The sequence below is a fragment of the Streptomyces sp. NBC_01233 genome (assembly GCF_035989305.1).
Taxonomy (GTDB): Bacteria; Actinomycetota; Actinomycetes; order Streptomycetales; family Streptomycetaceae; genus Streptomyces.
Window position 1 is genome coordinate 5681142 of the sequence record NZ_CP108514.1, and the last position, 20029, is coordinate 5701170.

Sequence of the window (20029 nt, forward strand, 5' to 3'; positions counted from 1 at the left end):
CGGCTCAGGAGGCCAGCACCGCCCGGAGCTGGTCCAGCCCCCAGTCCAGGTCCTCCTTGCTGATCACCAGCGGCGGGGCGAGCCGGATCGTCGATCCGTGGGTGTCCTTCACCAGCACCCGCCGGTCCATCAGCCTCTCGGACACCTCCCGGCCGGTCCCGTGGCCGGGGGCGATGTCCACGCCCGCCCACAGCCCGCGGCCCCGTACGGCGGTCACGGAGCCCCCGCCGACCAGCAGGCCCAGCTCGTGGTGCAGGTGGTCGCCCAGCTCGGTGGCGCGCTGCTGGAACTCGCCGCTGCGGAGCATCGCGACGACCTCCAGGGCGACGGCGCACGCGAGCGGGTTCCCGCCGAAGGTGGACCCGTGCTGCCCGGGCCGGAACACCCCGAGCACGTCCCGGTCGGCGACCACGGCCGACACCGGCACCACGCCGCCGCCGAGCGCCTTGCCGAGGATGTAGACGTCGGGGACGACCCCCTCGTGCTCGCAGGCGAAGGTCTTCCCGGTCCGCCCCAGCCCCGACTGGATCTCGTCCGCCATGAAGAGGACGTTCCGCTCGCGGGTCAGTTCCCGTACGCCGCTCAGGTACCCGGCGGGCGGCACCAGCACGCCCGCCTCGCCCTGGATCGGCTCCAGCAGCACGGCCACCGTGTTCTCGGTGACCGCGTGGGACAGCGCGGTGAGGTCCCCGTACGGGACGATCTCGAAGCCCGGCGTGTACGGACCGAAGTGGTCGCGGGCGTCGTGGTCCGTCGAGAAGGAGATGATGGTCGTGGTGCGCCCGTGGAAGTTGTCGGCGGCGACCACGATCTTGGCGTGCCCGTCCGGGACGCCCTTGACCTCGTAGCCCCACTTGCGGGCGGTCTTCACCGCCGTCTCCACGGCCTCCGCGCCCGTGTTCATCGGCAGCACCATCTCCTTGCCGCACAGATCGGCGAGCTCCGTACAGAAGTCGGCGAACCGGTCGTGGTGGAAGGCGCGCGAGGTGAGCGTGACCCGCTCCAGCTGGGACCGGGCGGCGTCGATCAGACGCCGGTTGCCGTGCCCGAAGTTGAGGGCGGAGTAGCCGGCGAGCATGTCGAGGTATCTGCGGCCCTCCACGTCGGTCATCCACGCACCTTCCGCGGACGCGACGACGACGGGCAGCGGATGGTAGGTGTGCGCGCTGTGCGCGTCGGCGGAGCGGATGGCATCAGCAGTTGTCGACACGGGGTCTCCGATCGTCCGTCTTGCCCGGTGCAGCGGTGACGAGGGTGGCGTCACCCTTCTTATCGTCGCCTTCTTATCGTCGCTCTGATCCCGGATGCAGAAACCTTCCGCGCGGCGCGCCCGCTAAGGTGGGCGCTACGCACGGCGACTGGCGCACGGAGAACGAACTCCGGGGGAGTCGTGCGCGTTCGACCGCATTCAGGGCCGCTCGCCTGGGCCTCGCGGGGTACCGATCACATCGACCCCGGAGGAGCCCGCCATGTCCGCGAGCCGCCATCCCGCCCTTCTCTCGACCGATCCCGAACTGGCGTCGTTCGTCGCGGCGGAAGAAGTGCTCCAGGCGCAGACCCTGCGCCTGATCCCGAGTGAGAACTACGTGTCCGCGGCCGTCCTCGAGGCCTCCGGCACCGTGCTGCAGAACAAGTACAGCGAGGGCTACCCCGGCCGCCGCTACTACGAGGGCCAGCAGAACATCGACCGGGTCGAGGCCCTGGCGATCGAGCGGGCGAAGGGCCTGTTCGGCGTGGACCACGCGAACGTGCAGCCGTACTCCGGCTCGCCGGCCAACCTGGCCGTGTACCTGGCCTTCGCCAAGCCCGGCGACACCGTGATGGGCATGGCCCTGCCGATGGGCGGGCACCTGACGCACGGCTGGGGCGTGTCGGCGACGGGCTCGTGGTTCCGGGGCGTGCAGTACGGCGTCCAGGCCGACACCGGGCTCATCGACTACGACGCCGTGCGCGAGCTGGCCCTCGCCGAGCGGCCCAAGCTGATCTTCTGCGGCGGCACCGCCCTGCCGCGCACGATCGACTTCGCGGCCTTCGCGTCCATCGCCGAGGAGGCGGGCTCGATCCTGGTCGCGGACGTGGCCCACATCGCGGGCCTGATCGCGGGCGGTGCGCACCCGTCCCCGGCGGGCCACGTGGACGTCATCTCCACCACGACGCACAAGACCCTGCGCGGTCCGCGGGGCGCGATGCTGATGTGCCGCGAGGAGCACGCGAAGGCCATCGACAAGGCGGTCTTCCCGGGCCTCCAGGGCGGCCCGCACAACCAGACGACGGCCGGCATCGCGGTGGCCCTGCACGAGGCGGCCCAGCCGTCCTTCACCGCCTACGCGCACGCGGTCGTCGCCAACGCGAAGGCGCTGGCGGCGGCGCTGCTGGAGCGGGGCTTCGACCTGGTGTCGGGCGGTACGGACAACCACCTGATCCTGATCGACCTGACGGGCAAGGACGTGCCGGGCAAGGTCGCCGCCAAGGCCCTGGACCGGGCGGGGATCGTGGTGAACTACAACACGGTTCCGTTCGACCCGCGCAAGCCGTTCGACCCCTCGGGGGTGCGGATCGGTACGCCGTCGCTGACGTCGCGGGGTCTGGGCGTCGCCCACATGCCGCAGGTCGCCGATTGGATCGCCCGGTCCGTGGACGCCGCGGCCAAGGGCGACGAGCCGGCCCTGGCCGCGGTCCGCGCGGAGGTCGCCGACCTCATGGCAGCCTTCCCGGCCCCGGGCCTGCCGCTGTCCTGACCTGCGGCCCCGCTGCCGGGGCTCCGCCCCGGACCCCGCGCCTCAAACGCCGGCGAGGCTGAAATACAGGGGCTCCGCCCCGGACCCCGCGCCTCGAACGCCGGCGGGGCTGAAAGATCGCCTCAATCGCCGGCGGGCTGGATTTTCCAGCCCGCCCGGCGTTTGAGGGCGTCCCCGGGCCGGTGGCGCCGCGGCACCATCCAGCCCCGCCGGCGTTTGAGGCGCGGGTGTGGGAGGCGTCCGCGGAGCCCCGCGCAGCGGCCCACCTGGGGGAAAGCGGTCGCTCGGCCGGGGCCGGATCCGGACGCACCGCTACCGCCGGGTACCCCGGCACCGCACGGCCCGGGCCGGCGCGACCCGGAAGGATCCGGCCAGCGGCGGGCCCGAGCCCGCCCCCGCACCTGAGAGAATGAAGCCATGGCTTCTGATCGTCCTCGCGCGCTCTCCGGCATCCAGCCCACCTCCGGTTCGTTCCACCTCGGGAACTACCTCGGAGCCATTCGCCAGTACGTCGCCCTGCAGGAGACGCACGACGCGTTCTACATGGTCGTCGACCTGCACGCGATCACCATGCCGCAGGATCCGAAGGACCTCCGCGCGAACACCCGTCTCTCCGCCGCGCAGCTGCTCGCGGCCGGCCTGGACCCCGAGCGCTGCACGCTCTTCATCCAGAGCCACGTGCCCGAGCACGCCCAGCTCGGCTGGGTCATGAACTGCATCACCGGTTTCGGCGAGGCCAGCCGGATGACCCAGTTCAAGGACAAGTCCGCGAAGGGCGGCGTCAACAGCGCCAGCGTCGGCCTGTTCACGTACCCGATCCTCCAGGTCGCCGACATCCTGCTCTACCAGGCGAACGCCGTCCCCGTCGGCGAGGACCAGCGCCAGCACATCGAGCTGACCCGCGACCTCGCCGAGCGTTTCAACCAGCGCTACGGCCAGACCTTCACCCTGCCCGCCGCGCACATCGTCAAGGAGGTCGCGAAGATCTACGACCTCCAGGACCCGGCGATCAAGATGTCGAAGTCCGCGTCGTCCCCCAAGGGCCTGATCAACCTCCTCGACGAGCCCAAGGTCACCGAGAAGAAGATCAAGAGCGCGGTCACCGACACCGAGGCCGAGATCCGCTTCGACACCGAGAAGAAGCCCGGCGTCAGCAACCTGCTCACGATCTACTCCACCCTCACGGGCGAGACGATCGCCGAGCTGGAGGCGAAGTACGAGGGCAAGGGCTACGGCGCGCTGAAGACCGACCTGGCCGGTGTGATGGTCGATTTCATCACACCGTTCAAGCAGCGCACCCAGGAATACCTGGACGACCCGGAGACGCTGGACTCCATCCTGACCAAGGGCGCGGAGAAGGCCCGTGCGGTCGCCGCCGAGACCCTCGCGCAGGCGTACGACCGCCTCGGTCTGGTGCCCGCCAAGCACTGACGAACGCAACTACGGACAGAGGGCCCTGGCAAGAACGGGGGTGCTGCCGCCACACTGGGACGGCAGCAGTCCACAGCGACAAGCGGAGGAGAGATACGTGGGGACCGTAACGCTCGGCGTTTCGATCGCGGTCCCGGAGCCGTACGGCAGCCAGCTCCAGCAGCGGCGCGCCGGCTTCGGGGACGCCGCCGCGCACGGCATCCCCACGCACGTCACCCTCGTACCGCCGACCGAGGTGGAGGCGGACCGGCTCCCGGCGATCCGGGCCCACCTCGCCGGGGTCGCGGCAGCCTCCAGCGCCTTCCGGATGCGGCTGGGCGGGACGGGAACCTTCCGCCCCCTCTCGCCGGTCGTCTTCGTCCAGATCGTCGAGGGCGCCGCGGGCTGCACCCGCCTCCAGGGTGAGGTCCGCGACCCCCACGGGCCGCTCAGCCGCGAGCTGGCCTTCCCGTACCACCCCCACGTCACCGTCGCCCACGGGATCTCCGAGGAGGCGATGGACCTGGCGTTCTCGGCCCTCTCCGAGTACTCCGCCGAATGGCTCTGCGAGGGCTTCGCGCTCTACGAGCAGGGCTCGGACGGGGTCTGGCGCAAGCTGCGCGAGTACCCCTTCGGAACCGGGGCGAGCGGCGTGCCGACGCAGCCGGGCTGCCCCGCGGGCGAGGCGGCGGGAGCCACCGGGGCGACCGCGCTGCCGTCCTGACGGAGCGGGCGCAGGGTCAGCCGGGCGGTGCGCCGGGCGCGGAATCTCAGCCTTCGCAGGACCAGCGTGTGGAACGGGCGACCCGCAGGGCGCGCTTCGGAAAAAGTCACAGTCGACGACCGTAGTCCCCGAAACGGACAATCCCGACTATTTCCGAGCTCTCATTTACGGTGACCCCATGGACTGGCTGACGAAACTCCCGGTGATCGGGCCGCTCGCGGCCCGTCTCATGCGGACGCACGCGTGGCGTTCGTACGAACGCCTCGACCGCGTGCACTGGACCCGGCTCGCCGCCGCGATCACCTTCATCAGCTTCCTGGCGCTCTTCCCCCTGATCACCGTGGCTGCCGCGGTGGGCGCGGCGCTGCTCAGCGAGAAGCAGCTGGACCAGCTGGAGAAGAACCTCTCCGAGCAGGTCCCGGGCATCTCCGACCAGCTCGACATCGCGGGGCTCGTCGCGAACGCGGGCACCGTCGGGCTCGTCGCCGGCGCCCTCCTGCTCGTCACCGGCATCGGGTGGGTGGGCTCGATGCGGGACTGCCTGCGCGCCGTGTGGGACAAGGACGACGAGGACGACGGGAACCCCATCGTCCGCAAGGGCAAGGACGGGCTCGTCCTGCTCGGCCTCGGCGGGGTGGGCCTGGCCTCGGCCGCCGCCTCGATCGTCGGGTCCTCGGCGGTCGGGAAGTCCGCCGAGTGGCTGGGCATCCCGCGCGAGGGCGCGGGCGGCGCGCTCCTGCGCGCGGCCGCCTTCCTCGTCGGCGTCGTGGCCGCCTTCCTGATGCTGCTCTACCTGCTGACCCTGCTCCCCGGGGTGGAACCGCCGCGCCGCCGCCTGATCGAGGCGGCACTCATCGGCGCGGCGGGCTTCGAGCTGCTGAAGCTGCTGCTCAGCGGCTACATGCGGGAGGTCGCCGCGAAGAGCGTGTACGGGGCCTTCGGCGTGCCGATCGCCCTGCTGCTGTGGATCAACTTCACGGCGAAGCTGCTGCTGTTCGTCGCGTCCTGGACGGCCACGCGCGACGCGGAGGAAAGCCCGAAACCCCAGGTGAAGGGTGAGGCAGACTCGATCGGGTGAACCTGGGGTCGGCCCGGGCGGGCGCGGGTAGTTCCCCCGGCGAGGTTCCGTGCACGCTACAACGGGACCGATCGTCCCGGCCGCCCCTGGAGGGCCCGTGTCCGCACGCCGTACGCGCAAGCTCCTCACCACGACGGCCGTCGCCGTCCTTCTCTCCGTGGCCGTGGCCGGCCTCGCGGCCCCCGCGAGTGCCACCGCTTCCACCGCAGTCCAGAGCGCGGTGCAGCACGTCAAGGAGCCGCCCCTGTTCAACGCGGGCGGGAAGTGGGAGCTGTACCAGACCAATGCCACGGTGCACGTGAACCTGCGGCAGGACGCGAACGGGACCCTCTTCGGAACCGTCTCGTCCGGGAACACCGTCGGGACCCTCCGGGAGGGCTGGGTGGACGGGAACAAGATCTACTTCCTCGTCGACTGGTCGCACGGCCCCGTGGGGCGCTACGACGGGTCCCGCGGGGCGGACGGGCGGCTCTCCGGCACCACCTTCGACGTGACCAACCCGTCCAGCCATGCCAACTGGTCCACCCTGCGCCAGTTCTGATCGAAGGGTCCGGGCCGGGCCCGTACGGTCCCGGCCCGGGCCTACACCAGGTCCTCGCCCCGGCCGCGGCGGCCGCGGGGCCAGCGGCGGTTGACCACGAAGGCGCCGCCCGCCAGCACGGCCAGCACGCCGCCCGCGACGCCCAGCGCGGTGCCCACGCCGCCCGAGCCCTGCCCGGCCGCCGACGGGTTGTTCTCGTGCGACTGGGCCGGGGAGCCGTGCGAGGAGGTGTCGGCGCTCTTCGGCGGCACCAGCTCACCCACCGGCTTGACCTTGCCGGCCGCCGCGAAGCCCCAGTCGAACAGCGCCGCGGTCTCCTCGTAGACCGAGTTCGCGCCGCCGGCGTCCGGGTTCATCACCGTGACCAGCAGCTTCCTGGAGCCCTGCTGGGCGGCGCCGGTGAAGGTGGAGCCGGCCATGGTGGTGTTGCCGTTCTTCACCCCGGCGATGCCCTTGTAGGGGGAGAGCCCGCCCGCACCCGTCATCAGCCGGTTGGTGTTCTGGATCTCGAAGTACTCGCGCGGCTTGCCGGCCTCCTGCTTGCCCGGGAACTTCGCCTCGGCCGTGCCGCAGTACTCCCGGAAGTCCTGCTTCTGCAGTCCGGAGCGGGCGATCAGCGTGAGGTCGTACGCGCTCGACACCTGTTCCGGGGCGTCGTACCCGTCGGGGGACACGACGTGCGTGTCGAGGGCCTGCAGCTCCTCGGCGTGCGCCTGCATGTCCTTGACGGTCTTGTCGATGCCGCCGTTCATGGCCGAAAGTACGTGCACGGCGTCGTTCCCCGAGCGCAGGAACACCCCGAGCCACAGGTCGTGGACGGAGTACTCGAGGTCCTCCTTGACCCCGACCAGGCTGCTGCCCGGGCCCACGCCGTCCATGTCCTGCCCGGTGACCTTGTGGACCTGCTCCTTGGGCAGGCCCGGCAGCACGGTGTCCGCGAAGAGCATCTTCATGGTGGAGGCCGGGGGCAGCCGCCAGTGCGCGTTGTGCGCCGCCAGGACCTCGCCCGACTCGGCGTCCGCCACGATCCAGGACCGCCCGGTGAGATTCGTGGGCAGGGCGGGCGCGCCGGGCAGCAGGTTCACCTGGGTGCCCGGCTGGCCGAGCAGGGATCCGCCGACCGTCGACATCGACACGGGCGGCGCGGGCGCCTGCGGCGCCTTGGCGGGCCCGCCCTTCCCGTCGGCCGGCGGGGTCGGCGCGGCGTGGGCGGGGGCCACCAGCAGGGCGGGCGCCAGCAACGCGGCGGAAAGGACCGTCAGCGCGGTCGTCTTGGCAGACACGCAGGTGAAAGTACCTCCCGATGAGCTGTCCGGCGTCGCGGACCGGCCAATTCGGTGCAACCACCCCCGGGACAGCCCACCCCGGCGCGTCCGTCCTGGGGACGAATCCGATACTGAGGGCATGAAACTCAGCCGTGCCGCCTCCTGGTTCCTGCTCGCCTTCGGAGTGTGGAGCTGGTTCATCTGGGTGTCTTTCGTCCGGAACCTGTGGAAGAACGGCAGTGGCCAGGCCTTCGATGCGGCGGGCGATCCCACTTCCCACTTCTGGGTGCACCTGACGCTCGCGGTGACGTCCTTTCTCCTGGGGACGGCGGTCGGTGTGATCGGGTTGCGCGGGGTCCGAGCCCTGCGGCGTGCATCACGTACGGCCGCGGACACGAGCACGGGCACGGGCGCCGGCACCGGCACGGGCGGCGACAGAGGGGCCTCGGCATGACGATCCTCGTCTTCGCGCTCGTCGCGCTCGCGGTCTGCGCCCTGCTGGTGCTCGTGCACCGATGGCTCTGGATCCGCCTGGTCCGCGACACCACGGCGCCCGGCGCCCCCACCCGCCGCATCGGCACGGCCTTGGCCATCGCCCTGCCCCTCCTCTCTGTGGCCGCCCTGACCACGGGTCGCGCCGGAGCACCCTTCCGGCTGCAGCAGACGGTGGCCTGGCCGGGATACCTCTGGCTCGCGGTGCTCCTGTACCTGACCCTGACGATGCTGGTCGCGGAGCCGATCCGCGCGCTGTTGCTCCGCCGTCTGGCCCACCGGGTCCCCTCCCGGGCGGTCGCCGGACCTCCCGTGCCGCAGACCGTTCCCCGGGCCGCCGCCCCCGAGCCCGCCCCGGAGCCGGCCCCGGCGCCCGTCGCGGCCGCCACCGCCGGGCCCGCCGCGACGGGCCCGGCGCTGACCCGCCGCCGGTTCGTCGCGCGGGCGGTCGGCGGGGCGGCCGCCGCCGTGGCCGTCGGCACCGTCGCGACCGGGACGTACGGGGTCCTGCGCGGGCCGAGCGTCCGGCGGGTGCAGGTGCCGCTGGCCAAACTGCCGCGCGCGGCGCACGGTTTCCGCATCGCCGTCGTCAGCGACGTCCACCTCGGCCCGGTGCTCGGCCGCGCCCACGCCCAGCGCATCGTCGACACCGTCAACCGCACCCAGCCCGACCTCATCGCCATCGTCGGCGACCTCGTCGACGGCAGCGTCCCCGACCTCGGGCCCGCCGCGGAGCCGCTGCGCCGGCTCGCCGCCCGCCACGGCTCGTACTTCGTGACCGGGAACCACGAGTACTTCTCCGGGGCGCAGCAGTGGATCGACCACGTCCGCGAACTCGGGCTGACCCCGCTGGAGAACGCCCGCCGCGCGCTGCCCCACTTCGACCTCGCGGGCGTCAACGACATCCAGGGGGAACCGGAGGGGAGCGGCCCCGACTTCCAGGCCGCCCTCGGCGACCGCGACCGGACACGGGCCGCCGTGCTCCTCGCCCACCAGCCCGTCGTCATCCACGACGCCGTCCGCCACGGTGTCGACCTCCAGCTCTCCGGCCACACCCACGGCGGCCAGCTCTGGCCCGGCAACTACCTCGCCGAGCTCGCCAACCCCACCGTCGCCGGGCTGGAGCGCTACGGAGACACCCAGCTCTACGTGTCCCGCGGGGCCGGCGCCTGGGGACCCCCGGTCCGCGTGGGCGCGCCGTCCGACATCACGGTCGTAGAACTCGCCTCATATCAGGCCTGACCCGCCCCAACTTCCTTTGGGCGCCCGCGAATCGGCCTTCCGGCGGCTGATATTCCGTGATGGGATGACCGTTAATCGGACAGCGCATCGCTGTCACCGGGACAAGGGGCGGGGTTCACGGGATGCGGTCTGTCCGCTGGAAGATGATCGCGGCCGGGCTGGTCCTCGGCGTGGCCGGCGTCGGCGCCTGGCAGCTGCTGCCCGGGGACGGCAGCGGCCGCGGCGCCATCCGGGTCGGGACGAGCGACGTGGTCTCCTCCCTCGACCCCGCCGGAGCGTACGACGTCGGCTCCTGGGCCCTGTTCGGCAACGTCTACCAGTCGCTGCTGACCATCAAGCCCGGTTCGGACGCCCCGGTGCCGGACGCCGCCGCCTCCTGCGCCTTCGCCGGCCAGAAGCTCACCACCTACCAGTGCGAGCTGCGCCCCGACGTGAAGTTCGCCGGCGGCCGCCCGATCACCGCCGAGGACGTCAAGTACTCCTTCGACCGCATCAAGGCGATCAACTCCGACCAGGGCCCCGCCCCGCTCTTCAACACCCTGGAGTCGGTCAAGGCCGAGGGCCGCACGGCCACCTTCAACCTCTCCGCCCGCGACGCCACCTTCCCCTTCAAGATCGCGACGGGCGCCGCCTCGATCGTCGACAAGGAGAAGTACCCGGCGAAGTCCCTGCGCGAGGACGGCAAGGTCGACGGCTCCGGCCCGTACGTGCTGGGCGCGTACAAGGCCGGTACGAGCGCCGAGCTCAAGCCCAACACCTCGTACAAGGGACAGGGCAAGTCCGCCCGCACGTCCGTCACGGTGAAGTACTTCGAAGACTCGGCAGATCTCGACCGGGCGTGGAACGCCCGCCAGATCGAAGTGGCCCACCGGGAGATGTCGCCGGCCGTGCTCGCCGGCCTCAACCCGGGCATGAAGGACGTCCGCTACCGGGCCTCCGGCGGCAGCGAGACCCGCTCCATGGTCTTCAACGTCCGCCCCGGCTCCGCCGCCGCCCCGCTCGCCGTCCGCCAGGCCGTCGCCGCCCTGCTCGACCGCTCCAAGGTGGCGAGCGACGTCTACCTGGGCACGGTCACCCCGCTGTACTCCCTGGTCCCGGCGGGCATCGCCGGCCACAGCACACCGTTCTTCGACGCCTACCCGACGCCCAATGCGGCCACCGCCAGGAAGCTGCTCAAGGACGCCGGGATCAACGGTCCCGTCGCCCTCAACCTGGGGGTGCACGTGCGCGGCGCGAACATCCCCGAGGCCGAGGAGCTCAAGCGGCAGCTGGAGGGCACCGGGCTCTTCCAGGTGACGATCAAGCTGGTCGAGAAGTGGGCCGACTTCCAGAAGGGTTACGCGGCGGGCGAGTTCGACGTCTACACGATCGGGTGGATCGCCGACTTCCCGGACGCGGACAACTTCCTCGCCCCGCTCGTCGGCGCCGACTCGTCCATGAACAACGGCTTCTCCGACAAGCACGTGGACGAGCTGATCACCCGTACCCAGTCCCACTCGGAGCGGGCCGACGCCGCCGCCGAGTTCCGCGACCTCCAGAAGGTGGTCGCCCAGCAGGCCCCGATGGTGCCGATCTGGCAGAAGAAGGACTACGTGATGTCCCGCGACGCCGTCACCGGAGCCCAGTACCTGTCGGACGGCACCGGGGTCTGGCGCCTGTGGGAACTCAACTGGCTCTGAGCCGGAATCCCGGGCCTACGCGGGGTCCGGCTCCGGGTCGGGGTCCGGGTCCGACGCCTTGCGCCGGGCCCCCGCCGTGGCCGTCTGGGCCATGCCCGGCAGGAAGTCCGCGAAGAGTTCGTGCACTTCCCGCACCAGCGGCCGCAGCACCCGGAACCGGGCCAGCACGATGCCCCGCGTCGTCAGCTGCGCGCCGCGCTCGGCGAGCCGCCGCGTCTTCTCGCTGTTCGGGGAGCGGTCGAAGACCCAGTACAGGACCAGGCCCATCTGCGAGAGCCACATGAGCTCCGGCAGTACGTCGGCCAGCTCGGCCGGCACCTTGGTCTTCGCACCCGCCAGCACCTCCCGGTGGATGTCGATCGCCGCCTGCCGCGCCGCCTCGGATTCCGGCGAGAACGGGCTGAGCGGACTTTCGGGGTCGGCCGCGTTCTTGAAGAACTGCGAGGCGAACTCGTGGTACGGGGCCGCGATGTCCATCCAGCTGGTCAGTACGCCCGCGAGCCGCTTCTGCAGATCGGTCTCGTTGTCCAGGATGGGCCGGACCGCCGCCTGGTGGGCGGCGCCGATCCGGTCGTAGAACCCCTGGACCAGGTGTTCCTTCGATTCGAAGTAGTAGTAGGCGTTGCCGACCGAGACACCGGCCTCCTTCGCGATACCCCGCATCGTCGTCTTGTCGAAGCCGCGCTCCTGGAAGAGACGGAGCGCGGTTTCGAGGATGAGCGTGCGGGTCTGCTCGCTCTTGGGAGCCTTCTGATCAGTCACGGTGTATGAGCCTATCGGGGGACCGGGCACTGGTCGTCACAGGCCGGTCCCTCCGCGCCCTCGGGCCCGCCCCCGGTCCGTACCGCCTGCCGCCAGGCGGAGGCGGTGTACATGGCGGCCCGGGCGAAGGGCCGGCCGGCCGCGGTGGCCAGCCAGTTGGCCCTCAGCCGGTGTTCGGCCAGCGCCCACAGGCACACGATGAAGGCGTCGGTCCCGGTCCACACCTGCCCCGAGTCCCCGATGACGGTGATCTCCCGCAGCGTCGACGCGTGGTCGAGGCGGGGGAACCGCCGCTGCGCCTCCCACGAAGCGGCGGGGACCAGGGCGAGCGGGACCAGCCACCGCTGCGCGAGCAGCCAGTGCCGGATGTGCACGCAGAGCGGGCAGCCGGCGTCGTAGAGGACGGTCAGGCTCCGCACGGGCGCGGCGGCGGCCGTCACGGCTCAGGCCCCGACCGGTGCGGTCCACCCCTGCGGGGGGACGGGCGGAGTCTGCTGGCGCTCCATGATGCCCCGGCGGCGCATCTTGTTCAGGACCCACACGTTTCCGAGGTGCATGACCCCGAGGACCAGCAGGACGACGCCGAGCTTGACCGAGAGGGCCTCGAACAGGCCGCGGGCGCTGTCGACCTCTTCGCTCGACCTCAGGTAGAGGGTCACGAAGCCGATGTTCACGAGGTAGAAGCCGACCACGAGCAGCTGGTTGACGGCGTCCGCGAGCTTCTCGTTCCCCTGGAGGACGTCGCCGATGAAGACGCGGCCGTTGCGGCTGAGCGTGCGGGCCACCCAGACGGTGAGCCCGATGCTGATGAGCAGGTAGATGACGTACGTGACCACGGTGAGGTCCACAGCCCCAGCCCCCTTGAACGCGTTCAAATGCTTACGTCGTTGACTGTAGGGCCTTTTTTGAACAAGTTCAAGCGAACGGGCGGGGGGCTCTCCGGCTGGGCCGGACGGCCCGATCGCCTCACCCGGTCGTGGAGATGTCCGGCGGCAGTTGCAACCACCATGCGTTACATGAAGCCACGCAGAGTAACTGATCTGAATCACGTGCATGCGAAAGTGAGGCGGCCCATGCCGGTCGGGACGGCACCGGGCAACCGGACCGGAACGGCGCAGCGGCATCAGGAGCAGGAACAGCACAGCCTGAGCGCGGCGGCGGCGCGCAACCTCGCGACGACGACCAAGTCCGAACCGCAGATGCAGGGCATCAGCTCCCGCCGGCTCCTGCGGAAACTGCCCTGGGTGCATACGCCCGGCGGTGTCTACCGGGTGAACCGGCGGCTCTCGTACGCGCTCGGAGACGGCCGCGTCACCTTCGTCAAGAACGGCTCCAAGGTCCACGTCATCCCGGCCGAGCCGACCGAGCTGCCGCTCCTGCGCGGCTTCGACGATCCGCTGGCGCTCGGCGCGCTGGCCGAGAAGTTCGTGCAGAAGGAGTACCAGCCCGGCCAGGTCATCGTGCACTCCGGCAAGAAGGCCGACCACGTCTTCCTCATCGCCCACGGCAAGGTCGAGAAGATCTGCCCGGGCAAGTACGGGGACGAGAACGTCGTCGGGCGCCTCGGCGACGGCGACACCTTCGGCGGCCACACGCCGGCCCGCGCCAAGGGCACCACCTGGGAGTTCACCGCCCGTGCGGCGACCGCCGTCACGATCCTCGCGCTCCCGGAGACGGCGTACCGCGCCGTCGCCGACCAGTACACCCGCCTGCGCGAGCACGTCGCGGGCCTGAACGGCAGCCGCAACGGCTTCCGGACCAACCGGGCCGGCGAAAGGCCGTCGAACTGAGCGCCGGCCACCACGGAGAGCACCTACTGCCCGGCGCCTTCGCCGACTACGAGCTCAAGCCGCGCGAGTACGAGCTGAGCGTGGCCCAGACCGTGCTGAGGGTGCACACGCGCGTCGCCGACCTCTACAACCAGCCGATGAACCAGACCCACCAGCAGCTGCGGCTCACCGTGCGGGAGCTGCGGGAGCGGCAGGAGCACGAGCTCGTCAACAACCCGGAGTTCGGGCTGCTCCACAACGCCGACTTCGACCAGCGCATCCAGACCCACTGCGGTCCGCCGACCCCGGACGACCTCGACGACCTGCTCTCCATGCGGCGCGGCACCCAGTACCTGTTCGCCCACCCGAAGGCCATCGCCGCCTTCGGCGAGGGGTGCCGATCCTGCCCTGCGGGAAGATCCCGCTGACCGAACAGCACACCTCCTCGATCATCGCGGTGCGCACGGGCGAGGACAACGAAGGCGTGATCGGCCTCTACCAGACCGGCCTGCCGGACGAGTTCGAGCCGGGGCTCAACGTCCGCTTCACGGGCATCGACGAGCGCGCGATCATCTCGTACCTCGTCACCGCCTACTACTCCGCGGCGGTCCTGGTCCCGGACGCCGTCGGCGTCCTGGAGAACGTCGAGGTCCGTCCGCGTGCCTGAGGGCGGGGGCTCCCGCCGGCCGGGGCGCCGCCCCGCCCGGTCAGAAACTCAGTGAACGGGCGTAGTTCACCTGGGACATCACCCACTGGTAGGTGCCCGCGTTCGTCGCCGGGATCATCGTGGAGTGGTGGCGGCCGCCGCTGGTCACCGTGACCTGGATGTAGCCGGTGGTGGTCTTCTCCTTCATCAGGAGGAAGAGCAGGCCGAGCAGGCAGAAGAGGAAGAAGACGATCGCGAGCACGATCGCGTGGGGCGGGAGCTTCTCCTCGGTGCGCGAGAAGTCGGTCGCGTTCCACATCGCGCCCTTGAGCGGCATCGGGCCCGACGGGGTGATGATCTGGTCCCCGGCGATGGTGATGTCACCGAGGGACAGGCCGGCGCCTCCGGCCGGGGCGGCGGCGGGGTAGCCGGGGACCGGCAGGCCCGCGCCGCCGATGGTCGGCTGGTAGGCCGGGGCCGCCGGGTAGGGCTGGGGGTAGCCGTAACTGGCCTCGCCCGGGCCCCACTTGTAGTCGTCCTGGCCGGGGCTGCCGGGCCGGCCGCCCTGGCCGGCGGGGTCATTGGCGTACGGGTTCGGCTGCTGCTCGCTCATATGGCCGATCCTTCCACAACGACCCCCTTCCCCGTGTGCCGGTCAGAGAGCTGCCTCGACGACGCCGGTGACGTGTTCGACGGCCTCGGCCCTGGTCGCGGTCCGGGTCGGCAGGAAGGAGTACGTGACCACGCGGCGGCCGTCCGCGGTGCCGAAGACCCCGCCGGAGTACTGGGCCATGCTGCCGGTCTTGCCCCACACCCCGGTGCCGTCCGACAGCTTGTACGGGGCCAACCCGCCCGCGCTGTAAGGCTCCTTGGCGGTCTTGGAGAGCGGGGGCGTGACGAACAGCCGGCGCTGCTGCGCCGGCGGCGGCAGACGGCCGCCGCCACGTCGACCCGCTGCCGCTCGAGCGGATACCGGCGCTGGTGCTGAGCGAGGTGCTTCGGGACGTCGACCTGTTCGTCGGCGTGGCCAGCGTCGGCAACGACCCGACCTGGTCCGACGGCGGGCCCCAGGGCCGCTTCCGCGAGTACTGGACCTCGTACGGCTTCGGCGAGCTGAACCAGAGCGCGCAGACCCGGCGGGCGCTGCTGGAGCGGCTGGTGCCGCGCCTGGCCGTCGCCGACCGCTGCACGGTCGAGGACCGCTTCCTGCACGTGCGGGGCGAGCTGCACACGTACAAGATCCACCTGGGCTCGGGGAACATCCTGATGACCCCGAACGACCAGTACCTGTGCATCGTCCCCGGCGGATCCACCGCACCCGACACCGGCTACCTGCCCTTCGAGGGGGACCGGACGCTGGCCGTGATCCTCAGCAAGGCCATGCTGCTCGCGAAGGACACGGAGATCACCGACCCGACCATCATCAGCCAGCTCCACCGCCGCTGAGGCCTGCGGCCGGCGGTGGTGGAAACGGGCGGGGCCCCGCCTCCCCCGGACACGATCCGGAGGGGGCGGGGCCCCGATGTCCACCGGCCTCAGCCGAGACGCGTCAAGAAGGCTAGAAGCGGCGGGTGATCAGGGCGCGCTTGACTTCCTGGATCGCCTTCGTGACCTCGATGCCGCGCGGGCAGGCATCGGTGCAGTTGAAGGTCGTGCGGCAGCGCCACACGCCGTCCTTGTCGTTCAGGATCTCCAGCCGCTGCTCGCCGGCCTCGTCACGCGAGTCGAAGATGAAGCGGTGCGCGTTGACGATCGCCGCCGGGCCGAAGTACTGCCCGTCGTTCCAGAACACCGGGCACGAGGACGTGCACGCGGCGCACAGGATGCACTTGGTGGTGTCGTCGAAGCGCTCGCGGTCCTCGGCGGACTGCAGGCGCTCGCGCGTCGGCTCGTTGCCCTTGGTGACCAGGAACGGCATGACGTCGCGGTACGCCTGGAAGAAGGGCTCCATGTCGACCACGAGGTCCTTCATCACCGTGAGGCCCTTGATGGCCTCGACGGTGATCGGCTTCTCCGGGTTGATGTCCTTGATCAGCGTCTTGCAGGCGAGCCTGTTCTTGCCGTTGATCCGCATCGCGTCGGAGCCGCAGATGCCGTGCGCGCACGAGCGGCGGAAGGTCAGCGTGCCGTCGAGGTCCCACTTGATCTTGTGGAGACCGTCGAGCACGCGCTCCTTCGGGTCGATCTCGACCTGGAAGTCCTGCCAGGTCGACTCCTCGGAGATCTCCGGGTTGAAGCGGCGGATCCGGAAGGTGACCGTGATGAACGGCGAGGCGGCGGCCGCCGCCTCCATCTTGTCCAGGGTGGGGGTGGCCATCAGTACTTACGCTCCATCGGCTGGTAGCGGGTGACGACGACGGGCTTGTAGTCCAGCCGGACGGAATCCTTGCCGTCGTCGCCGACCTCGCGGTACGCCATGGTGTGGCGCATGAAGTTGACGTCGTCGCGGTTCGGGTAGTCCTCGCGGTAGTGACCGCCGCGGGACTCCTTGCGCGCCAGCGCGGACACGGCCATGACCTCGGCCAGGTCGAGCAGGTTGCCCAGCTCGATGGCCTCCAGCAGGTCCGTGTTGAAGCGCTTGCCCTTGTCCTGGACGGACACGTTCTTGTAGCGCTCGCGCAGCTCCGCGATCTTCTCGACCGCGGTCTTGATGGTCTGCTCCGTACGGAACACCATCACGCACGCGTCCATCGTCTCCTGGAGCTCCAGACGCAGCTCGGCGACCCGCTCGTTGCCCGTGGAGTTGCGCAGGTGCTCGACGAGGTCGATGACCTGCTGCGCCGGGTTCTCCGGGAGCTCGACGTAGTCGTTCTCCTGCGAGTACCTGGCCGCGGCGATACCGGAGCGCTTGCCGAAGACGTTGATGTCCAGCAGCGAGTTGGTGCCCAGGCGGTTCGCGCCGTGCACCGACACGCACGCGACCTCGCCGGCCGCGTACAGGCCCGGGACGACGGTGGTGTTGTCGCTGAGGACCTCACCCTCGACGTTGGTCGGGATGCCGCCCATGGCGTAGTGCGCGGTGGGCTGGATCGGGATCGGGTCCGTGTACGGCTCGATGCCCAGGTAGGTGCGCGCGAACTCGGTGATGTCCGGGAGCTTCGCGTCGAGCTGCTCCGGCGGCAGGTGCGTCAGGTCCAGGTACACGTGGTCACCGGCCGGACCGCAGCCGCGGCCCTCACGGATCTCGGTGTAGATGGAGCGCGAGACGACGTCACGGGACGCGAGGTCCTTCATGACCGGCGCGTACTTCTCCATGAAGCGCTCGCCGTCCTTGTTGCGGAGGATGCCGCCCTCACCGCGGGCGCCCTCCGTCAGCAGGATGCCCATGCGCCAGATGCCCGTCGGGTGGAACTGGAAGAACTCCATGTCCTCGAGCGGCAGGCCGCGGCGGTAGCAGGCCGCCTGGCCGTCACCCGTGAGGGTGTGCGCGTTGGAGGTCACCTTGAAGAACTTGCCGGTGCCGCCGGAGGCGTAGATGACGGCCTTGGCCTGGAACACGTGGATCTCGCCGGTGGCGAGCTCGTACGCGACCACACCGGCCGACTTCTTGACGCCGTCCTCCTCGACGAGGAGCTGGTCCAGGACGTAGAACTCGTTGAAGAACTCCACGCCCTCCTTGACGCAGTTCTGGTACAGCGTCTGGAGGATCATGTGACCGGTGCGGTCCGCGGCGTAGCAGGACCGGCGGACCGGGGCCTCGCCGTGGTTGCGCGAGTGGCCGCCGAAGCGGCGCTGGTCGATGGTGCCGTCCGGGGTGCGGTTGAACGGCAGGCCCATCTTCTCCAGGTCGAGGACGGCGTCGATGGCCTCCTTCGCCAGGATCTCGGCGGCGTCCTGGTCGACCAGGTAGTCACCGCCCTTGACCGTGTCGAAGGTGTGCCACTCCCAGTTGTCCTCTTCCACGTTGGCCAGCGCGGCAGCCATGCCGCCCTGCGCGGCGCCCGTGTGGGAGCGGGTGGGGTAGAGCTTCGTCAGCACGGCGGTGCGGCTGCGCTTCGTCGACTCGATGGCGGCGCGCATGCCCGCGCCGCCCGCGCCGACGATGACGGTGTCGTACTTGTGGATCTTCATTGGTTTCGCCTCAGCCCCGTTGCCTAGCGGATGTTCGGGTCGAAGGTGAAGATCACCAGCGTGCCCAGAAGGATGGTGAACACCGTGGCGGTGTAGAGCAGGCCCTTCAGCCACAGCCGCGTGTTGGCGCGCTCCGCGTAGTCGTTGATGACCGTACGCAGACCGTTGGCGCCGTGCAGCATGGCCAGCCACAGCATCAGCAGGTCCCAGACCTGCCAGAACGGGGAAGCCCACCGGCCGGCCACGAAGGCGAAGCCGATCTTGGAGACGCCGCCGTCGAGCACCAGCTGGATCAGCAGGTGGCCGATGACCAGGACGACGAGCACGATGCCCGAGAGGCGCATGAAGAGCCACGCGACCATCTCGAAGTTGCCGCGGGTCGAGCGCGGGGTCTTGCCCGTGCGCTTGCGCGGGGCCTCGATGTAGGGCGCCGGGTTGTCGACGTCGTAGAGGGACACGCCCTCGACGTCGCCGACGCCCTTGGTCATGTCGACGGAAGAAGTGTCAGAAGACATGCGTGTCACTTCCCGAACAGTTCAAGGTAGGCGTGGCCCAGCACGGGGTACAGGGCCCCGAACATCAGCACGATCCAGATGCCCACGACGGACCAGAGCATGTGCTTCTGGTAGCGGGGGCCCTTGGACCAGAAGTCCACGGCGATGACACGGAGACCGTTGAGCGCGTGGAACAGGATTGCGGCGACGAGGCCGTACTCCAGCAGCGCGACGATCGGAGTCTTGTAGGTAGCCACGACATCGTCGTACGCCTCGGGGGAGACGCGGACGAGTGCGGTGTCGAGGACGTGTACGAACAGGAAGAAGAAAATGAGGACGCCGGTGACTCGATGAGCCACCCAGGACCACATTCCTTCCCGGCCGCGGTACAACGTTCCAGCCGGCACGGAAAACCCTCCGGAAGCGGGGCGGGGGCCAGCCGGCTTCTTTGTCGGTCGGGCCCGGCCGGGTACGGTCCTCCGGCCCCGGACATCGTAGCGACGCTTTGTCGGTTCCCTTGCGCGGGGGCCATCGGTGTGATCAAACAGGCACGTACGGACTATCCCACAGGGGCGAATAGCCCGATTTCCGAGGCAGTCGGCCCATCCGTCGAGGTCAGCCAGCGTGTCAGATCCCAGAGCCGGGCCTGTGCGACGCGGCGCAGCTCGTCCGCCGAGATCGAGCGCTCCTCGTCCACCTCGTGCGTCATCCTGCGGCGGATCGCCCCCAGCAGCTGGTCCGCCTGCTCCTCCGGCGGATGCCCTGCGAGGCAGATCACGAAGGCGTGGCCGAATTTCCGTTCGTACTCCGCGTGCGCCGCGTCGAGGGCCAGCAGGGCGGCGTACGGCGCGCCGTGGTCCAGCTCCGCCGAACTCTCCGCGGCCAGCGCCTCGGTCAGGTCGGCCTGGGAGAGGTCGTACGAGGCCTCGTCCGCGGCGGCGAGCAGGGCGTCCGGATCCGGGTAGGGGCGGTGGGTGGCCACCCGGTGCGCCCAGCGGCGGCTCCCGCAGCACTGCAGCAGGACGGCGTGGGCGGTCTCGGGGGACAGGGTGTTGAACCGTGCCAGCCCGGAGCCGTGAGAAGGATGGGAGCACCCCGCAGACTTCTCCCCCAGGCTT

General features: G+C 70.5%; 20 protein-coding genes, 2 pseudogenes and 1 riboswitch. Of the genes and pseudogenes, 10 read left to right on the plus strand and 12 right to left on the minus strand.

The window, feature by feature from the left end; all coding sequences use genetic code 11:
• Window positions 1–4: 4 nt before the first annotated feature.
• Window positions 5–1210 (minus strand): ornithine--oxo-acid transaminase, encoded by a 1206-nt coding sequence (rocD, locus tag OG332_RS27140; RefSeq protein WP_327415905.1) that lies wholly within the window; start codon window positions 1208–1210, stop codon window positions 5–7.
• A gap of 134 nt (window positions 1211–1344) precedes the next feature.
• Window positions 1345–1435, plus strand: a riboswitch (ZMP/ZTP riboswitch).
• Between the two features lie 34 nt (window positions 1436–1469).
• Between rocD and glyA the strand changes: the two genes are divergently transcribed.
• From glyA to OG332_RS27165, 5 genes are all read left to right on the plus strand, one after another.
• Window positions 1470–2738 (plus strand): serine hydroxymethyltransferase, encoded by a 1269-nt coding sequence (gene glyA / locus OG332_RS27145; RefSeq protein WP_327415906.1) that lies wholly within the window; start codon window positions 1470–1472, stop codon window positions 2736–2738.
• 417 nt (window positions 2739–3155) lie between these two features.
• Window positions 3156–4169: a tryptophan--tRNA ligase gene (trpS, locus tag OG332_RS27150; protein ID WP_327415907.1), complete on the plus strand. Its 1014-nt coding sequence runs from the start codon at window positions 3156–3158 to the stop codon at window positions 4167–4169.
• A gap of 97 nt (window positions 4170–4266) precedes the next feature.
• Window positions 4267–4872, plus strand: coding sequence for a 2'-5' RNA ligase family protein (locus OG332_RS27155; protein WP_327415908.1), 606 nt, complete (start codon window positions 4267–4269; stop codon window positions 4870–4872).
• A gap of 178 nt (window positions 4873–5050) precedes the next feature.
• Complete coding sequence (locus OG332_RS27160) at window positions 5051–5950, plus strand: YihY/virulence factor BrkB family protein (protein WP_327415909.1); 900 nt, start codon at window positions 5051–5053, stop codon at window positions 5948–5950.
• Window positions 5951–6047: 97 nt separating this feature from the next.
• Window positions 6048–6491, plus strand: a complete 444-nt coding sequence (locus OG332_RS27165; protein ID WP_327415910.1) for a hypothetical protein — start codon at window positions 6048–6050, stop codon at window positions 6489–6491.
• 41 nt (window positions 6492–6532) lie between these two features.
• Here the strand turns inward: OG332_RS27165 and OG332_RS27170 are convergent, their stop codons facing one another.
• Window positions 6533–7774 carry a D-alanyl-D-alanine carboxypeptidase family protein gene (locus tag OG332_RS27170; protein ID WP_327415911.1) on the minus strand — a complete coding sequence of 414 codons (1242 nt, stop codon included), beginning with the start codon at window positions 7772–7774 and terminating at the stop codon, window positions 6533–6535.
• Between the two features lie 121 nt (window positions 7775–7895).
• On the opposite strand from OG332_RS27170, the gene OG332_RS27175 reads away from it, so the two are divergent.
• The 3 genes from OG332_RS27175 (at window position 7896) to OG332_RS27185 (ending at window position 11169) form a co-directional block, all read left to right on the plus strand.
• On the plus strand, window positions 7896–8210 hold the full coding sequence (locus tag OG332_RS27175; RefSeq protein ID WP_327415912.1) for an SCO4848 family membrane protein: 315 nt from the start codon (window positions 7896–7898) through the stop codon (window positions 8208–8210).
• On the plus strand, window positions 8207–9490 hold the full coding sequence (locus tag OG332_RS27180) for a metallophosphoesterase (RefSeq protein ID WP_327415913.1): 1284 nt from the start codon (window positions 8207–8209) through the stop codon (window positions 9488–9490). The genes OG332_RS27175 and OG332_RS27180 overlap by 4 nt, the downstream gene beginning before the upstream one ends.
• Before the next feature lie 122 nt (window positions 9491–9612).
• Window positions 9613–11169 (plus strand): ABC transporter substrate-binding protein, encoded by a 1557-nt coding sequence (locus tag OG332_RS27185; protein ID WP_327415914.1) that lies wholly within the window; start codon window positions 9613–9615, stop codon window positions 11167–11169.
• Between the two features lie 15 nt (window positions 11170–11184).
• Here the strand turns inward: OG332_RS27185 and OG332_RS27190 are convergent, their stop codons facing one another.
• Genes OG332_RS27190 through OG332_RS27200 form a run of 3 tightly spaced genes read right to left on the minus strand, consistent with a single transcriptional unit; the run spans window position 11185 to window position 12779 of the window.
• Window positions 11185–11931: a TetR family transcriptional regulator gene (locus OG332_RS27190; RefSeq protein ID WP_327415915.1), complete on the minus strand. Its 747-nt coding sequence runs from the start codon at window positions 11929–11931 to the stop codon at window positions 11185–11187.
• Between the two features lie 11 nt (window positions 11932–11942).
• Window positions 11943–12371, minus strand: a complete 429-nt coding sequence (locus OG332_RS27195; protein ID WP_327415916.1) for a thiol-disulfide oxidoreductase DCC family protein — start codon at window positions 12369–12371, stop codon at window positions 11943–11945.
• A 3-nt stretch (window positions 12372–12374) separates the two neighbouring features.
• Window positions 12375–12779: a hypothetical protein gene (locus OG332_RS27200; RefSeq protein WP_327415917.1), complete on the minus strand. Its 405-nt coding sequence runs from the start codon at window positions 12777–12779 to the stop codon at window positions 12375–12377.
• 225 nt (window positions 12780–13004) lie between these two features.
• On the opposite strand from OG332_RS27200, the pseudogene OG332_RS27205 reads away from it, so the two are divergent.
• Window positions 13005–14367 (plus strand): annotated as a pseudogene (locus OG332_RS27205) (family 2B encapsulin nanocompartment shell protein).
• Window positions 14368–14407: 40 nt separating this feature from the next.
• Here OG332_RS27205 and OG332_RS27210 read toward each other — a convergent pair.
• Complete coding sequence (locus OG332_RS27210) at window positions 14408–14959, minus strand: hypothetical protein (protein ID WP_327415918.1); 552 nt, start codon at window positions 14957–14959, stop codon at window positions 14408–14410.
• Window positions 14960–15001: 42 nt separating this feature from the next.
• Window positions 15002–15193: a hypothetical protein gene (locus OG332_RS27215; RefSeq protein ID WP_327415919.1), complete on the minus strand. Its 192-nt coding sequence runs from the start codon at window positions 15191–15193 to the stop codon at window positions 15002–15004.
• A gap of 83 nt (window positions 15194–15276) precedes the next feature.
• Here OG332_RS27215 and OG332_RS27220 point away from each other — a divergent pair.
• Window positions 15277–15792, plus strand: a pseudogene (locus OG332_RS27220) (DUF7737 domain-containing protein); the annotation flags it as partial.
• Between the two features lie 112 nt (window positions 15793–15904).
• Here the strand turns inward: OG332_RS27220 and OG332_RS27225 are convergent.
• The 5 genes from OG332_RS27225 to OG332_RS27245 all read right to left on the minus strand — a co-directional run bounded on the left by OG332_RS27225 (window position 15905) and on the right by OG332_RS27245 (window position 20025).
• Window positions 15905–16663 (minus strand): succinate dehydrogenase iron-sulfur subunit, encoded by a 759-nt coding sequence (locus OG332_RS27225; RefSeq protein ID WP_189733159.1) that lies wholly within the window; start codon window positions 16661–16663, stop codon window positions 15905–15907.
• Window positions 16663–18417 carry a succinate dehydrogenase flavoprotein subunit gene (sdhA, locus tag OG332_RS27230; RefSeq protein WP_327264098.1) on the minus strand — a complete coding sequence of 585 codons (1755 nt, stop codon included), beginning with the start codon at window positions 18415–18417 and terminating at the stop codon, window positions 16663–16665. Before sdhA ends, OG332_RS27225 begins: the two co-directional genes overlap by 1 nt.
• 23 nt (window positions 18418–18440) lie before the next feature.
• Window positions 18441–18932 carry a succinate dehydrogenase hydrophobic membrane anchor subunit gene (locus tag OG332_RS27235; RefSeq protein WP_327415920.1) on the minus strand — a complete coding sequence of 164 codons (492 nt, stop codon included), beginning with the start codon at window positions 18930–18932 and terminating at the stop codon, window positions 18441–18443.
• A gap of 5 nt (window positions 18933–18937) precedes the next feature.
• Entirely contained in the window at window positions 18938–19318 is a 381-nt protein-coding gene (gene sdhC, locus OG332_RS27240; RefSeq protein WP_327415921.1) for a succinate dehydrogenase, cytochrome b556 subunit, read from the minus strand.
• A 152-nt stretch (window positions 19319–19470) separates the two neighbouring features.
• Window positions 19471–20025 (minus strand): 2-oxo-4-hydroxy-4-carboxy-5-ureidoimidazoline decarboxylase, encoded by a 555-nt coding sequence (locus OG332_RS27245; protein WP_327419380.1) that lies wholly within the window; start codon window positions 20023–20025, stop codon window positions 19471–19473.
• Window positions 20026–20029: the final 4 nt, after the last annotated feature.

Coding starts and splice junctions, on each gene's coding strand:
- glyA (WP_327415906.1), top strand. CDS start 1,470: ATGTCCGCGAGCCGCCATCCCGCCCTTCTCTCGACCGATCCCGAACTG.
- trpS (WP_327415907.1), top strand. CDS start 3,156: ATGGCTTCTGATCGTCCTCGCGCGCTCTCCGGCATCCAGCCCACCTCC.
- OG332_RS27160 (WP_327415909.1), top strand. CDS start 5,051: ATGGACTGGCTGACGAAACTCCCGGTGATCGGGCCGCTCGCGGCCCGT.
- OG332_RS27175 (WP_327415912.1), top strand. CDS start 7,896: ATGAAACTCAGCCGTGCCGCCTCCTGGTTCCTGCTCGCCTTCGGAGTG.
- OG332_RS27180 (WP_327415913.1), top strand. CDS start 8,207: ATGACGATCCTCGTCTTCGCGCTCGTCGCGCTCGCGGTCTGCGCCCTG.
- OG332_RS27185 (WP_327415914.1), top strand. CDS start 9,613: ATGCGGTCTGTCCGCTGGAAGATGATCGCGGCCGGGCTGGTCCTCGGC.
- OG332_RS27210 (WP_327415918.1), bottom strand. CDS start 14,959: ATGAGCGAGCAGCAGCCGAACCCGTACGCCAATGACCCCGCCGGCCAG.
- OG332_RS27225 (WP_189733159.1), bottom strand. CDS start 16,663: ATGGCCACCCCCACCCTGGACAAGATGGAGGCGGCGGCCGCCGCCTCG.
- sdhA (WP_327264098.1), bottom strand. CDS start 18,417: ATGAAGATCCACAAGTACGACACCGTCATCGTCGGCGCGGGCGGCGCG.
- OG332_RS27235 (WP_327415920.1), bottom strand. CDS start 18,932: ATGTCTTCTGACACTTCTTCCGTCGACATGACCAAGGGCGTCGGCGAC.